A 15,446-nucleotide genomic window follows, 5' to 3' on the forward strand; every position below is an offset into this window, starting at 1 on the left:
GCGCACTCCAAGGATCCAGATGCGGTCAGAGGGTCACCGTCCTCGGCACTCGTCCGCGGGCACGAACAGGGCCTCAACATCGGAGGCCTTGAGCCGCAGTACCTTGCCTCCAACCACGTAACAGGGCAGCTTCCCCGCCGCGGTCAGCCGCTTCAACGATCGCACCGACAGCGTGGAGAGCTCTGCCGCCTCAGGGTAGGACAGCCACTGCGACGTGCGATCGGACGTCGGCTGCTGGGTGGTCTTCCTCGAACGGGTCGTCGTCAGGGTGGTCATGTCATCTCCTTGGTCGTCGATGGACGCTGGTGTCGTCCTTCACCCTCCAGAAGTGACCACGAAGGCCCTTCACGGACACCCCGCGCGAAATCCGCACGGGACTGTCACCGGGGCCGGATAGCCTCGTTCCTGAGCATAAGGAGAGCAACGATGGCGGTGGTGAGCGCACCCAACCGGGACCCTGAGGACACCCAGGGCCTTCGCAAGGCACGTGGTGCCTTCTTCACGCCACCCGCCATCGCGTCCTACATCGTTGACTGGGCCATCGAAGCCCCTACCGACAAGGTTCTCGAACCCTCCACTGGCGATGCTGAGTTCCTGGTCCGTGCGGTCGACCGGCTCATCTCCTTGGGCGCAGAAGCCCCGCAGGTCCACGGCTCCGAGCTCCATGCCTGGAGTGCCGAGGAGGGCCGCCGTCGCGTGGATGCGGCAGGCGGCGTCGCCCACATCACCGTCGGCGACTTCTTCGAGCGCCCCGTCGAGCCTGTCTTCGACGCGGTCGTCGGAAATCCTCCCTACATCCGCTTCCAGGACTTCGCGGGCGAACAGCGCACGCGAGCCAGAGCTGCAGCGCTGCGTGGTGGAGTAGCGCTGTCTGGGCTGGCCTCGGCATGGGCCGCATTCACGGTGACCTCGGCTCTGCACCTGCGTCCAGGCGGGCGCCTGGGCTTCGTGCTGCCCGCCGAGCTGCTGACCGCCAACTACGCAGGCGCCGTCCGTCGCTTCCTGTTCGAGCGATTCAGCTCGATCGAGCTGGTGCTCTTCGAGGAACGGGTCTTCGCCGAGGCCGAGACCGAGGCCGTGCTCCTGCTCGCCTCCGGCTACCAGGAGGGGTCTACAACCAGCGCCCAGGTCCTGCAGGTGCGCAACGCCGCGGACCTCCAGGCCATGCCGCCGGCCATCACTTGGACGCCCGCGGACCCCGCGCAGAAGTGGTCGGGCGCCACCATCGGCACCCAGGTCACCGCAGCGCTGCTCGACGCCGTCAGTGCCGACCAGCTCCAGTCACTCAGCAAGTGGGGCGGCACCCGACTCGGCATCGTCACGGGGCGCAACAACTACTTCGCTATGAGCCCGGCGACAGTCGCGGAGGTCGGCCTGAGTGCCCGCGAGACCCTTCCCCTGTCGCCTCCCGGCTCATCCCACCTGCGCGGCCTGGAGCTCTCAACTGCCGCTCTGCGGAAGCTGGGCAAGAAGGGCCGCCGGACGCACCTGTTCTACCCCGCGGAGGGCCTCCTGTCCGAGGCTGCTACTGGCTACCTAGCCACCGGCATCGCGGAGGGGGTCGATCAGACCTACAAGAGCCGCACGCGCCGCCTGTGGTGGCAGGTGCCGTTGCTGCCCCCGCCTGACCTGTTCCTGACCTACATGAACGCCGACACCGTGCGGCTGGTCACCAACACCGCGAAGGCGTACCACCTCAACAGCATCCATGGCGTGTACCTGCACCCTAAGCACTCGAAGCTCGGCCGCGAGCTGCTGCCATTGGGCGCCCTCAACTCCTTCACCATGCTCAGCGCCGAGCTGGCAGGCCGCGCCTACGGTGGCGGTGTGCTCAAGATGGAACCTGGGGAGGCCGCACGCTGGCTCGTACCCTCAGCCGAGTCCCTAGAGAAGGCCCGCGAGAAGCTCACCGCCATCCGACCCCAGGTGGGCGGCAAGCTGCGCAGCGGCAAGCTAGCCGAGGCGGTCAAGATGGTCGACGACGCTCTGCTGGTCGAGACTTTGGGCATCTCGCGGCCAACGGTGCGCGCCGTGCGGCAGGCCCGCGATGAGCTCGCGGGACGACGGGAGGCGCGCGGTCATGCTGTCCAGGGTTGAGAACCCCATGGAGGCCGCACTCAAGGGCTGTGGTCAGAAGCCCCTTGATACGGACACCCAGGCGAACAAGAAGAACTACAACGAGAGGGTGTCCGCCGCCGTGGCCCTCGCCCTCGCGGAGGAGCTGCGCCAGCGTGGCATGGCTGAGGCGCGCCCTTCCGGTCCCGGGGTCGTGGGTTCCAGCGGAGCCGAGCGGCGACTGGCCGGTGGCATCGGCGCCAAGAAGGTCGACGTTACTTGGGCGACAGAGGAGTCCGGCCTCATCCTGGCCGTCAGCGTGAAGACGATCCTGTTCAAGGACGCACGCTCTGGGAACTACCAGAAGAACCTCACCAACCGACGCGCAGACATGCTCAACGAGGCGGTCACTCTGCACCGCCGGTTCCCCTACGCCGTCCTGGGCGGCTTCCTCATACTCGACGCCGGGTCCGAGAATGATGGCACTGCGCGCCGCCGCTCGACCTTCCTCAATGTCGGGCCGCGGTTCCGGCTGTTCACCGGACGCCAGGACCCTGCTGGCCGCGACGAGCAGTACGAGAAGTTCTACGTCGTGCTCGTCGACCTCAACGTCTTCCAGCCGACGGTCCGCGTGTTCGAGGTCAACGACTTGGAGAACGAGGTGTCCCTCGACCAGATGTTCGACGACCTCATCACCCTCGTAGGCGAGCGCAACTTCGACTTCTACGAAGGCCTAAACGGTCAGGTCACCAAGCTCTAGTGGCGTGTCGTTGAAGAGGGACTTGCACACGCTGATCTGATCTCGAGGGTTGCGGTCCTGTTGCGAGCAACCGCCTGGCGCGACCGCACATCGAGGAGTCGACGATGGGCGACTGGCGTTCAAGGGGCCTGCGCGAAGACGGCGAAGGTGGCTAGGCTGCGCAGGTGACCGCACGCATCGTAACGGGTGACCTCCCACGCGATCTGGCACAGACCTTCCGGCGAGAGCACTTGGTTGCAGTCGACACAGAGACAACAGGACTTGACTGGCGGCGGGACTCCTTGGAGCTATGTCAGCTCTTCACTCCAGCAACGGGTGCGGTCTTGATACGGCGATCGGACGCGTATCCCGAGAACCTGCTTTCGCTCCTGCGGGACAGACTGATCACCAAGGTCTTCCACTTCGCGCCGTTCGACCTGCGCTTTCTAGAGGCCACTTGGCGAGCTCAAACGGGTCCCGTCTACTGCACGAAGGCGGCATCGAAGTTGCTGAATCCGCAGCTCCCCGCACGTGAACACAGCCTTGGTCCCCTGCTCGAGCGGCACTTCAGCCTGCACCTAGACAAGGGTTCGGTTCGCGTCAGTGATTGGGGCGCCTCAGAACTGAGCCCCGAGCAGGTGGCGTACGCCGCCGCTGATGTATTGAACTTGTTGCGTTTGGTGGACCAGCAGAGCTCCGAGCTCCGCGCCCGAGGGCTGCAAGCCGACTTTGAACTGATCTGCTCCTACATGCCGCTGGACGCTCGGCTGGAGGTCGCGGGGTATCCCAACCCACTCATCTACTAGCCTGCTAGCGGCTCCCAGCGCCCGTCCGTGTCGAACCTGAAGCCGAGGGGAACCGGCGTGTCGAGGTCAACGGCCAGCCGGAGGTGGTAAGGGGTTCCTGGGAGCCCGCGTCGATGCACGGTTGCGAAGCAATTCTGCGACTCCACCAGGGGGCGCAGGCTCGCGGACAGGGCACGCGGCACCCAGCCCAAGGGTATGCCGCTGACTGTCAGCAAGATCGCGTTTGGATCCTCAGGGTTGTACAGCTCCGGCTCGAGCAAGACCCGGTCGCCGACCTGAAGGCCGCCCAGAGCAGCTTCCTGCGCTTCTCGGGTGACGTCCACGGTTCGTCCGGCGAAGTGCCGAGGAGCATCGGGGATGTGACTGAACCCGTTTGCCAGGAAGCGGGCACGGGCGCGACCCTCGATAACGGCAGGGACTGGCATGAACTGCAGGGTGTCGCCTGCGCGGTCACCCCCAGACTCGACGATCTGTTCCCACGGGGTTGCCAGTCCGTCGGCCAGTCCCAACGTCTGCATGTACTCGCCGTAGTCAGGCCTGTCCGGAGACATGACCCGCTGGTTGAAAACGGCCGGGATCTGGGTGTCCTCGTACCGTGCATGCAAGTTCGTCAAGCCTGGCAGAGGCCGAAACCCCTGCACGTCCTCCGCCGCGCGGGTGTACGAGAAGCCGAAGCCCTGACCGTCGCGAGTGAAACGACCGATCGGCACGATCTCACGCGTCACGGGGTGCTGCCACAGAACAAGGAGATCGCTGATCTCGAGCGAGTCTCGCCGCGTGGGACCGTCAACCACTGCCGGTGATCGCATCTCGGAGCCTCCCTAGGTTGATGTCCAGCAATCTGCTTGAGAACGTAGCAGCGGCCTCTGACATTCCTGAGATCCCGCTCATCAGAGCCGCATGAACCGGCTCCAAGTTGAGCGCCTCCAGCCGCCCCCGCCACCATAGTGCCCCCGATGCGGAGCCCAGACCAACAGCCTGAAGCGCTAGGTCAACCAAGGGTTGTGCCGTCCCCACGTGCTCGAACCTGTGTGCCGTGCCCCGCCTTGCCCATTTCTCGAGACGTGCCGGCTCCTCCAGACAGCGCAGCCGCTCCTCATCGCGAACGTTGTAGCCAAGACTCCCGCCGTGATCGAAAGACGGGGCCAATCGTTCCGGCTCATCGATGAGGCGCGGCCGAAGCACAGCCCAGTTCTGCTCGTGCCTGTCACGATTGGCGACCAGCGCATCCAAGATCGTGAACCCAACGAAGACGTCGAAACCGGTGCTCCCACTTGGGCCGGCGAAGGCCTCGGGAGGCTCGACACCCTCCAGCACGTCCCGGATGTTCTCGAGAGTATGGCCCGGGCGCTTCACACGAGGTCGTTTCGGATCACGCACCTTTCGACTGTCGGTCTGGCGGAAGTAGCCGCACACTCCCGCAGTCTCGAGCACGACACCGCCTTCGTTCATGTCGCATCCATCTGGAATCACCGATCTCGATATTGAGCCCCGCACATCCTCCCGAAGGCATAAGGAGGTCTCCGCGCAGGGAACGCCCAGAAGCTTGGCCACTTGGGTCGCCGTGACCTCGGCCCAGTCCTCGCCTTGCGGCACGCCATTAGCCGGCACGTCGATGTTCTTGTGCAGCCACAGTTCGCCAGTCGCAGGATGCTTGAGCCAAAGAACCTTGTTGGACCCCGCTGCCTCGACGCGACGGACGGGCCAGCCAGAGACATCGATCCGTTCCCAGACGGAGTCATCCACCGGGTCACTCCTCCCTGCTGATGCCTTCGGCCGGTTTCCCCACGGCCTGCCTCATCCACCCTGCCAATGACGTCAGCACCTTCAGCAGCACGTCAGGATCGGCGTCGAGGTCGAGGGTGTGCGCGATGATCCGGACGCCAGCGTTCTGAACAAGGTGTTCACGGGCGACCTCGTATCCCTTGGCGTACACGAGGTGCCCGACCGGAAGTCCCAGCCGGATGCAGTAGGCGAGCATCTGGTAGAGGTCGGCCTGCGGGAACCCGGCGGGCTTCTCAGCCTTGTACTTCGCGTCCACCACCACCCGTGGGACGCCGGCGGCCGACCAGACGAAGTCCGGACGAACCGGCACGGTCTCCGCCTCATCCAGATGGGTGCGGTACTGCAAACGCGAACGTCCCCCGAACGGCCGAAACGCCTCTCGCAACGCGACCGTCACGAAGTCCTCGAAAATCGTCGCCATGTTGAACAGGTAGCCCGACACCACCAGCTCCCCCACCCGCTGCTCGAACGAGTGCCCCGCCAGCACCAACTCCGCCAACTCCAACGCCGGCACGTACCGCGCGTTCAACCGCGACGGCGTCCACGAAGGCCGGACGCCGCCCCGCCCAGGAGCGGTCACGTCCCCCAACTGCAACCGGAGGCGCTGCAACCCAGCCCGATGCCGGACGCCGACCCGCGGCGTCCGCAACAACCGCTCCACTGCCGCCAACAGCACCTGGTTCTCGGCGATGTCGACGGTGAACTCGTCGTACCGCACCTCCAAAGGGATGCTCCGCCCCCACCGGCGCCGCAACTGGTCCGCCTCCCGCACCCGGCCCCGCAACACCGCCAGGGTCTCATCGACGGTCACGTACCCCTTGAGCAGTCCCTGCTCCAACGCCCGCCTCGCCAACCGCACGAACGCGTCCGCCAAGGCCTCAGGGAGATCAGCGTCGGCGTCCAGAAGCACCCGGTCATCGCGCCAGAAGTCCGGCCGCCGCGCGTACCCCATCAGGAACACCAACCGGTTGATGTCGATCTTCGGCTCGATCACCACCTGCAAGCCAGCCACGCTGACGACCCCGATCTGCGTGCCCGGAGTCACCTCCCACCACCCCGGACGATCCGTCAGCGCGACCTGGACGACCCCCGCTGCGGCCAACGCGTCCGCGACCGGACGCCGCAACTCCACCAACCGCGGCGGGTCACCCTCACGCAGGATCAGCGGGTTCGCCACCACCACTCCCCGCTTGGTCGGACGCCGACCGGCCGGCCACGCGGGCGCGGATCGCGTTCAACCCGTACCGGGCACGAACGTCGGTGCCGTCGCCGTAGTGGTGCTCCTCCAACAGCGGCAGGATCGCCGTCCGCCACGCCCGCTCCAGACCGCCCTGTTCGTGCACTGCCTTCCGCATGAAGTACGACGGGCCGATCTTGAAGTCCGGATCCTCGATCCGCCGGTTCAATTCCTCCAACAGATCCGCGATCCCCATATCAAGGTCGGACGCCGCCAGCCACCTGCGCAAAACACCGTTGGTGGGCGGCTCGGACGGGTGCAGCGGCACGAACGCGAACCTGCGACGCATCGCCGCGTCCACCAGGGCGATCGAACGGTCCGCGGTGTTCATCGTGCCGATGATGAACACGTTCTCCGGGAGCGTGAACCCGATGTCGTCATCGGTGGCATACAACAGGTCGACGTTCTGGCTGCGGTACTCCAGGAGGAAGTACAACTCGCCGAAGATCTTCGCCAGGTTGCCGCGGTTGATCTCGTCGATGATCAGGAAGTACGGCGTCGACGGACTCTCCCGCGCGGCGTCCACCGTCTTCCGCAACGGACCGGGCTTGAGCTTGAACCCGCCCTCCTCCAACGGCCGGTAACCCTCGAAGAAGTCCTCATACGAATAAGCCGGATGGAACTGCACCAGCCGCACGTTGTCGCCCGCCAAGTGGGCGGCGAGGTGCTGGGCGATGAACGTCTTGCCCGTGCCCGGCGGCCCGTAGAAGATCAACTGCGGACGGTCCCGCAGGAGGTCGATGCACTCCTGCAACCACGCCCGATCCACGTTCAGCGACTCAGCCAGGGCATCGGTAGCACCCGGCAAGGTCAATTCGCGCGCGACGACCGGCTGGGCCGGTGGCTCGTCGTCCTCGACGACCGCGGTCTGCGCCGCCAGCAGCTTCTCCAACAGATCCAACTGCTGGGTCATCTCCACCACGTCGTACTGCACCTGCAGACGCGCCTTGATCTCACTGGCCAGGTCCCCATAGTCGAAGCCCTCCGGCGCCCACTCCACGGTCCGGCGCAGGTTCGAAAGACCGCCAGCCGATTGGACGTATTCGACCTGCCCCGTGACGCGGCCCAAGTACAGCTGTCCCTGGCTGGTGGTCGTGATGAGGTCACCCACCTGCATGCGCGAGAGGAAGGCGTGGAACTCGTCCAGCTTGGCCGCCTTGGCTGCATACGAGGTCTGCGAGTAGTCCTCGTCCACAATGGTCTTCAGCTCCGGACGCCCGATTCCTGGATCCACCTCGCGAAGCTTGGACGCCCGCAGCGATGCGAAGCCGTCCTGACGCCAGCTAGGAACGAGGTCATGACCGTCCACGGACGACCCCCGCACCAGCCAGGCGCGTCGCGGCAGAGCTGCGAGGACACCCTTCTCCTCGAGGAAGGCCCGAAAATCCTCGGTGCGGACATGCTGGGCTTCGCTCGCCGCCCCAGACTCATCGAACTGGACGCCCTCAGACTCCAGCACCTCCCGTAGGTTGTCGGTTCGGCCGTCAGCCCACGTGAAGCCGTCGGCGGGACGCCCATCTTTCCCAAGAACGCGGTATGCCCCCTCCGCGGAGGTCCTGTTCATGAAGTTGCCGACGGTCTGGGCATTGGTACCTGCCACGGCGGCCAGTTCGCCATACGACGTCCACTGGCCCGGTTCGAGGAGCTCCAAGGCGGCCTCGAGAATCTGGGCGTAGTCGGTCTCCGTGGCCGAGCCCGTCTTTCGGGACTTCAAGCGGTCCCGGTAGGCGCGCGCGGATTCGACGTCAAGACCGATCCCATCGGGATGCGTCTCGAGGGCCTCCCTGCCAGCCTCCGTGATCGCCCAGCCCTCACGCGACTTCGTCATCCACCCGGCCGCCACCATGTCGGTCGTCCCCCAGCCGAGATTGTGACGCCACCGGGTGGTGTCGTCAGCATCACGGAACGTCGCAAGCTCGTAGTCGGTGAGCTGACCGTCAAGCCGCTCAGCAACGCGCTCGTACGCTTCGTACCGACGCAAGGGCCGGCCGTGCTCCGCCAACACCTCGAGCAGAGTGCGGTACAGCAGCCAGCGCCGGACCGGCTCCTGAGACCCATCACCCGATCCGAAACCGGGGTCCACGCCACGATCCGCCACGAACTGAAGGCGCTCCACTGCGTCATTCCGGGAGACGCTGAAGACAGTCATGGCGCCGTTCACCATGGCCAGAAGATCCGGCTGCAGCGTCTCACGGGAGACCAGATCGGGCTGCCACTCAACAGACACGTAGTGCCGAGCAGCCTCTGCGGCCTCGGCGTCGTACCCGTAGGGGCCGGCGCACCTCCCGAACGCAAGCATGCCCCGCTGGGTCTTCAGAGGCATGACCACCAGGTCGCCCGCCGCGATGGAACTACGGAACGCCCACAGTTGGCCCGCAGTGTTGGCGCGGCTCTGAGCCGAAGCGTCGGGATAGAGCCCGTCGACGATCTCGCGAACCTGCTCGCGTGAGGTCACCGACGACATGTCCGGCACTTCGGACCACCCGATGCTTGCGCGGCCGAGCGCCAGATTGGACGCCTCCGCCTCACCCTCTCTGCCGGCCCTCACCACCCACGCGGTTCCCCCACCGCTTCCAACCTCGGGCTCAGCGATCGAGCCCGTCGCTTCCTCCTGGAAACCCATTGAGGTCATGGCTGCTCCCATTCGAATGGTGACCGGTAGGCGCCGCCGGTCTCGATTGCTGCTTGCATGGCGTCGTAGACCTCCAAGATCAGGTCCTTGGTCCGGTACGAACCGTAGGCCGCCACGTCCTTGCGCTTGACGATGGGAAACGTCTCCATGATGTAGTCGACGTCGTCCCGGGCAATCCCGAACAGGTGGAACGTCGCAGCATCGAGTTTTGCACGAACACGCCGGCGCCGTTCCGGGTCCCACACTCCTCGCGTGCGGGTGACTCCGAAATCGGTAGCTAGAGCGTTCATCTCGTCAGAGTCCACCAAGAGGTCAAGTGGCTCTTCCGATTTGAGGGTGTAGCGGGAGCCTGTGTTCGGCGGGCAGGTGGGTGGCGCGTCGGTGCCGTGCTGGGGGTCGGGGTCCCCCGAGGATGGAGGTTCCTACACCGATCCACCAGGAAGACCCCGACGTGTCCTACGCTACCTTCGCGCGCCCTGACCTGACCACGTTCGCCGGCTTGGACGGGCTCGGTTTGGAGGTGGTCGGCCAACGCGTCGAACCTCAGCGGGCCGTGCTGGCCTGCCGGATCGTGGAGCCTGACCAGTGGTGTCACCGGTGCGGGTGCGAGGGTGCCCCGCGCGACACCGTGACGCGTCGGCTGGCGCACGAACCGCTGGGCTGGCGGCCCACCACCCTGGAGGTCACGGTGCGCCGCTACCGGTGCGGCGACTGTGGGCATGTGTGGCGCCAGGACATGACCAAGGCTGCCGAGCCCCGCGCCTTGTTGTCCCGCCGCGCCCTGCGGTGGGCGCTGGAAGCGCTCGTGATCGCACACCTAACGGTGGCCCGGATCGCTGAAGGGTTGGCGGTGTCATGGGACACCGCGAACAATGCGGTGCTGGCCGAGGGACAGCGTGTCCTGATCGCCGACCCGACACGGTTCGACGGCGTGCGGGTTCTTGGCGTGGACGAGCACGTGTGGCGGCATACCCGCAAGGGCGACAAGTACGTCACGGTGATCATCGACCTTACTCCCGTTAGGGATGATACTGGTCCCGCGCGTCTGCTCGACATGGTCGAGGGACGTTCCAAGCAGGCGTTCAAGACGTGGCTCGCCACCCGGCCCAAGGTGTGGCGGGACGGAGTCGAGGTCGTGGCCATGGATGGTTTCACCGGGTTCAAGACCGCCACCACCGAGGAACTCCCTGACGCGGTCACCGTCTTGGATCCGTTTCACGCAGTCAGATTGGCCGGCGATGCCCTCGACCAGTGCCGGCGCCGGGTCCAACAGACCCTGCACGGCCACCGAGGCCGTGCTGATGATCCGCTCTACCGGGCCCGTCGCACCTTGCACACCGGCCTGGATCTGCTCACCACCAGGCAGAAGGCCCGGCTGGAAGCCTTGTTCGCCGGCGATGAGCACGTCGAAGTCGAAGCTACCTGGGCGGTCTACCAACGGATGATCGCCGCCTATCGCGAACCCAAGCCCGCTGAAGGGAAGGCCCGCATGCAGGCCGTCATCGCCGCCCTCAGCAGCGGTGTCCCCGCCGCGTTGACCGAGCTCGCCGTGCTGGGCCGCACACTGAAGAAGCGGGCCCCTGACATCCTCGCCTACTTCGACCGGCCGGGCACGTCAAACGGTCCCACCGAAGCTCTGAATGGCCGGCTGGAACACCTCCGCGGCAGCGCCCTCGGCTTCCGGAACCTCACCAACTACATCGCCAGATCCCTCCTCGAGACCGGCGGATTCAGACCGCGACTACACCGTGGTTTGGGATGAGCCGGTCAAGTACGCGGACCCCAAGCCAATCCGCCCAGGCATCCTGCGCCCAAGGGACACCCTGCGAAAGATGATCGGGTGCGGGCACCGGAAGCTGCCGCATCGTGGAGTACTTCAGGTGGGTCCCGCCGACCTTCTGCCTTGCCACGAAGTCGAAGGCGAATGAGTTCCACACTGCCAACAAGGCGGGAGCGCCATGGGGCGGCTCCGGGAATGAAAGCAACGTGCCACCCTCGGGGCTGGCGCCCTCTCCGTTGGTCGTTGCGATCATGGTGCGCTCATCCGTGCTCCTGCAGATGTCGCGCCAACCGAGGAGCCACTCGCGATCCCAGCGGTCACCCGAGCGATCGCGGACGCCCTCCGTCCGGACCCAATACCTGGGCAGCGACACGAATGTCGGATCCTGTTTCTCAGTCAGGGTGACGTCCCGCACCGTCCCATCGGGCTCGTAGGTCGCCCAGCGGTGGTCGAACTGGTGGATCATCTTCGCCTCGTAGAGGTGAAGCATGCGTTCGATGGTCTCGGTCATGCGGAAACCTCCTGGGGCCAGGGTGGCTGGTAGGTGCGACCTGACGACTTCGCCTCGGCCATCGCGTCGTAGGCGGACAGGATCAGGTCCTTGGTCCGGTAGGTCCCATAGGCGGCCTCGTCCTTGCGCTTCACGATGGGGAAGGTGTCCATGACGTATTCGACTTCTTCCCGCCCCAGCCCGTAGATGTGGAAGCAGGCCGCATCGAGTTCGCCCCTGACCACGTCCCGACTCGGAACACGCCATGACGCGGGCGACTGCAGGTGCAGGCTCCGCCGCTCGAACCATTCGACAGCCTCCGTCAGCCACGGGGCCTGAAGACTCGGAAGTGGTGCAGCAAACTGACTGAAGTAGCCAAACGTCATGTTGATGCCGCCAAGCTTCTGACGCGCGACGAAGTCGAAGACGAATGAAGAGATGATCGCTTGAAGCAGTGGCGCATGACCTCGGGTGAGGATTAGCGGCAGGCTTTGACCAACGGCCGCCGCGGGGAAGCGCGACCCAATAGTCGTTCGCTCGTCCGTTGAGCGGCAGATGTTTCTCCAGCCAAGGATCCACTCCTCACCCCATCGGTCACCGAGACGATGCCGGACGACCTCTTCGCGCACCCAGTAGCGAGGAAGGGGCACAAATGTCGGGTCCTGCTTTTCGGCCAGCGTAACGTCCCGAATGGATTCCGCCGGTTCATAGGTGGCCCAGCGGTGATCGAACTGGTGGATCATCTTCGCCTCATAGAGCGGCAACATCCGTTCGAATCGCGCCTCCCGATTCTCATGTGCGATGACGGTCTGCTCAAAGACGTTGCCGTTGAGGGTCCAGCCATCGGCTTCGAGTTCGTCCCAAGTGTGGAACAGGTGCGAGTCGTTGGACATGTGGAACATCGTCATGAACTTGATGCCCCAAGGGTTGCCGTTGACCGGGTCGGTCTCGTTGATGAGCACCGGGACGCGGCGTTAGATGCCGAGGGTGGTCTCCGCGTCGCGGCGGGTGCGGAAGATTGGGCAGGTGCCGGTGTTCGGGTTGAGGAGCTGGATCTCCTCGGGGGTGAGCCCGAAGCGGGCGTCATCCTTGAGCAGGTCCGTGGGATCGTGGGCGAAGAAGGCGAACTCAGCTCGGGCCACCCGCTCCTCGCGGCCGGTGAGGGTGAGGAGGCAGAACTTGAAGGAGCGATGCACTCCTTCGAACAGCGGCTTGGCGTTCTCGAAGTCGTACAGGCTCGCCAGACTGCCCCGCTGCACTAAGTCCTTGAAGAAGTACTGGGTGGTGGCGTCAGTCGCGATCCCGGTGGGCAGGATCATGCCCATCCGGCCGTGCTCGTTCATGAGAGCGCGGCTGCCCTCGGCGAAGACCGCGTAAGTGTTGATGTCGCCGCGCCCCGCCAACGGGTAGCGGCCCGAAACTCGCAGCAGATGCGACTCACCGGCGGCGCGCCGCAGCGCGCCGAGGTACGCCTCGTACAGCGACGGATTGGACGTCTGAAGGGCCTGGATGAGGCGCTTGCGGGCTGCGGCGTTGGGAGCTGCGGCAATCTGGGGGTCCCGGACGGCGAAGAACTCCTGTTCCTGCAGCTTCACGCGTTCCCATGGGGGGTTGCCGAGAACGACGTCGAACCCGCCGCGCCAGCCCGGTCCGTCGGCGGGTCCACTGGCTCTGAAGAGGTGCGGGAACTCCAGGTGCCAATGGAAGAACCGGTACTCGGCGGCGAGTTCGTGGATGGTCGCGAGGGTGGCTGGTGGCAGCGCTTCGCCACGTGCGAGGGCGTGCACGCTGCGGTCGGTGATGGGCTTGGGCCCGCCCGGTTGCTTGGGCCACACGAACGCGGCGCACCAGGCGTCCGCGACTAGACGCTGCTGTTGCAGCGCCGGGTTGGCCTCAAGGGCCTTGAGTCGCTGCTGGCGGACCTGGATGTCCGCCAGCGACGCGGGACGCACGCCACCGATCAGCGCACCCAGTTCGCCCGCGACGGCGGCGTCCAGGGTGGGTGAAGAGTCGTCGCCGAACAGGTCGTCCTGCCCGGAGCGTTCGGCCTTGTTCTGCTTCTTCAGGGCCGCGACGATCTTTTTGTCGTCGCCCTCGAGCGCCGCGAACGCATCGTCGGAAACGCCCTGCTCGACGAGCGCAGGGGTGGTCCCGATCAGTGAGTTGCCGACCTTGATCTGGGCGTCGAGGAACGCCAGGGGGCGTCCGGGGTCGAGGGTCTCCAGCCACAGGGACACCTTGGCCAGTTCGGCGGCCAGGGGGTTGAGGTCGACGCCGTAGAGGCAGCGGCCGACCACGTCGGCCAGCGCTTCTCGGACCCGCTCGGGCGGTGGTTCGGGGTCGCCGGTCCGGATGGCCGCGACCCGCTTGGCGATCCGGCGCGCGGCCGCCACCAGGAAGTGCCCCGACCCGCAGGCCGGGTCGCACACGGTCAAGGACAGCAGGGCCGCCTCTGGGTCGTATTCGCGCTCGGCGCGGTCGAGCACCGGGTCGAGGGCCGAATCGAGCAGGCAGTCGATCAGCGAGGTGGGGGTGTAGTACGAGCCCGTCGACTTGCGGTCGTTGCCCGCGGCCGACAACAACTCGAAGACCCGCCGGCCGGCGTCCCAGGAGGGCACGAACTCCAGCAACGCTTCATAGATCGAGCCCAGCTCCTCGGCACCAAGGTTGCGGTAGTCGACGACGCGCTTCATCTTCGAGCCGGGCTCCTCGACGAGGCTCAGGTGCCGGACCGCCCGCAGCAGCGCCTCGTTGGACAGGCCGCAGCCCCGGAACAGGTCGAGGGCGCCGGGTTCGAACAGGCCGCCGATGCCGACGAGGCCGAGCTCGGGGCGTCCGGTAACCGACCCGAGCCCGTCCCAGACCAGGTTGAGCGCGCGCCACTGGTCGGCGTGCCGGGTGCCGCGCCGGCGACGGGCCGTGCGGCGCAGCCGCTCGGTCGAGAAGTAGTCGCGGTAGCGCTGCCGGGCTGTGGGGTCGGCGTCCGGGGCGAGCAGCAGACCGCGGTCCTCGGCGACGAACGTGAACAGCAGCCGGTAGACCACCCGCAGCAGGCCGTGGTTGACGTCCTCGATGCGCAGGCTGCCCTCAGCGAGCCCGTCGCGCAGGGGGGCGTTCGCAGGGTGTGCGAGGAACCCGGTGCCGAGCGTGGTGATCGCCTGGATCACGCCGTCGCGCAGCTGGTTGAGCGCCCGTGAACCCGACTCCAGCGACTCAGTGCGCCACGCCTCCAGCCAGCAGGACGCCGCGCCCTTCTCGGGGTCACGCACTTCGAGCCGCGACTGGTGGCACACGCTGAACAGCAGTAGGAAGTCGGCAAACAGGTCCGCGTCGAAGATGGCCTCCAGGTCGAACTCGATGTAGGCCGACCCGACCAGCGACGTGGAGTCGCGCAGCAGCCGCAAGGTGAGCCCGTTGGACAGGATCGCCCACAGGTGTGCGTCCGACCGGTTGAGCAGTTCCTGCACCATCGACTGCGGCGACGAGGTCGCTGCGCCCGCGACGCCGTGGGTGCGCCGGTCCAGCTCGACACCGTGGCCGAGCAGGTGCATCGGCACGTGCTCCCACGCGTGCGAGACCGGCAGCTGCTTGCCGTCGGCGCTCAGCCCACCGGCAGGCGTGGTCGGGACGCGCCCGTACCCGAGTTCACGCAGCAGGATCAGGAGCCACCGCTCCCGGGTGAGGGTGGTGCCGCGGTCCGACTCCGGCAGCTTGTCGGCCGCCTGTCGGTAGGTCGCCCAGACGCCGGTCAGGTATGCCCACGCCCGGTTCGCCGCCTCGCGGACGGTCTCGCCGGGGGCCAGGTGGTAGTCGCTGGACGCCTGCCCGGCCAGGCCTCCCGCCGCGATCCGCGACAACAGTTCGGCGGGCAGCAGGCCACCGGCCACCCGGACGCCCACGAACGATTCGGCTGCCATGGCTC

At 66.3% G+C, this 15,446-nt stretch carries 13 protein-coding genes; 4 read left to right on the top strand and 9 right to left on the bottom strand.

Annotated features, from left to right (window positions below):
* Positions 1-33: 33 nt before the first annotated feature.
* Positions 34-276, bottom strand: coding sequence for a helix-turn-helix domain-containing protein (locus PCC79_RS16485; RefSeq protein WP_342372498.1), 243 nt, complete (start codon positions 274-276; stop codon positions 34-36).
* 159 nt (positions 277-435) lie between these two features.
* Here PCC79_RS16485 and PCC79_RS16490 point away from each other — a divergent pair, with 159 nt between their 5' ends.
* The 3 genes from PCC79_RS16490 (at position 436) to PCC79_RS16500 (ending at position 3,600) form a co-directional block, all read left to right on the top strand.
* On the top strand, positions 436-2,097 hold the full coding sequence (locus PCC79_RS16490) for an N-6 DNA methylase (protein ID WP_342372499.1): 1,662 nt from the start codon (positions 436-438) through the stop codon (positions 2,095-2,097).
* On the top strand, positions 2,081-2,815 hold the full coding sequence (locus PCC79_RS16495) for a hypothetical protein (RefSeq protein ID WP_342372500.1): 735 nt from the start codon (positions 2,081-2,083) through the stop codon (positions 2,813-2,815). The genes PCC79_RS16490 and PCC79_RS16495 overlap by 17 nt, the downstream gene beginning before the upstream one ends.
* A 164-nt stretch (positions 2,816-2,979) precedes the next feature.
* On the top strand, positions 2,980-3,600 hold the full coding sequence (locus tag PCC79_RS16500) for a hypothetical protein (RefSeq protein ID WP_342372501.1): 621 nt from the start codon (positions 2,980-2,982) through the stop codon (positions 3,598-3,600).
* Here PCC79_RS16500 and PCC79_RS16505 read toward each other — a convergent pair.
* The 5 genes from PCC79_RS16505 to PCC79_RS16525 form a co-directional block, all read right to left on the bottom strand.
* Positions 3,597-4,325 (bottom strand): HIRAN domain-containing protein, encoded by a 729-nt coding sequence (locus tag PCC79_RS16505; RefSeq protein ID WP_342372502.1) that lies wholly within the window; start codon positions 4,323-4,325, stop codon positions 3,597-3,599. The two genes, PCC79_RS16500 and PCC79_RS16505, sit on opposite strands and share 4 nt — an antisense overlap.
* A gap of 61 nt (positions 4,326-4,386) precedes the next feature.
* On the bottom strand, positions 4,387-5,346 hold the full coding sequence (locus PCC79_RS16510; protein ID WP_342372503.1) for a hypothetical protein: 960 nt from the start codon (positions 5,344-5,346) through the stop codon (positions 4,387-4,389).
* Between the two features lie 4 nt (positions 5,347-5,350).
* Complete coding sequence (locus tag PCC79_RS16515; protein WP_342372504.1) at positions 5,351-6,562, bottom strand: McrC family protein; 1,212 nt, start codon at positions 6,560-6,562, stop codon at positions 5,351-5,353.
* Complete coding sequence (locus tag PCC79_RS16520; protein ID WP_342372505.1) at positions 6,537-9,170, bottom strand: AAA family ATPase; 2,634 nt, start codon at positions 9,168-9,170, stop codon at positions 6,537-6,539. The genes PCC79_RS16515 and PCC79_RS16520 overlap by 26 nt, the downstream gene beginning before the upstream one ends.
* 80 nt (positions 9,171-9,250) lie before the next feature.
* On the bottom strand, positions 9,251-9,559 hold the full coding sequence (locus PCC79_RS16525) for a hypothetical protein (RefSeq protein WP_342372506.1): 309 nt from the start codon (positions 9,557-9,559) through the stop codon (positions 9,251-9,253).
* A gap of 146 nt (positions 9,560-9,705) precedes the next feature.
* On the opposite strand from PCC79_RS16525, the gene PCC79_RS16530 reads away from it, so the two are divergent.
* Positions 9,706-11,016 carry an ISL3 family transposase gene (locus PCC79_RS16530; protein ID WP_342372507.1) on the top strand — a complete coding sequence of 437 codons (1,311 nt, stop codon included), beginning with the start codon at positions 9,706-9,708 and terminating at the stop codon, positions 11,014-11,016.
* On the opposite strand, the gene PCC79_RS16535 is transcribed toward PCC79_RS16530, so the two are convergent.
* Genes PCC79_RS16535 through PCC79_RS16545 form a run of 3 tightly spaced genes read right to left on the bottom strand, consistent with a single transcriptional unit; the run spans position 10,985 to position 15,441 of the window.
* The gene (locus PCC79_RS16535) at positions 10,985-11,545 is read right to left on the bottom strand and encodes a hypothetical protein (RefSeq protein WP_342372508.1); all 561 of its coding nucleotides are present in this window, start codon (positions 11,543-11,545) and stop codon (positions 10,985-10,987) included. The genes PCC79_RS16530 and PCC79_RS16535 overlap by 32 nt on opposite strands.
* Positions 11,542-12,486 (bottom strand): hypothetical protein, encoded by a 945-nt coding sequence (locus PCC79_RS16540; protein ID WP_342372510.1) that lies wholly within the window; start codon positions 12,484-12,486, stop codon positions 11,542-11,544. The genes PCC79_RS16535 and PCC79_RS16540 overlap by 4 nt, the downstream gene beginning before the upstream one ends.
* Positions 12,487-12,498: 12 nt before the next feature.
* Positions 12,499-15,441 carry an Eco57I restriction-modification methylase domain-containing protein gene (locus PCC79_RS16545; RefSeq protein WP_342372512.1) on the bottom strand — a complete coding sequence of 981 codons (2,943 nt, stop codon included), beginning with the start codon at positions 15,439-15,441 and terminating at the stop codon, positions 12,499-12,501.
* Between the last annotated feature and the right edge of the window lie 5 nt (positions 15,442-15,446).

Source organism: Propioniciclava soli (genome assembly GCF_038502305.1).
In the GTDB taxonomy this organism is placed as follows: domain Bacteria; phylum Actinomycetota; class Actinomycetes; order Propionibacteriales; family Propionibacteriaceae; genus Propioniciclava; species Propioniciclava soli.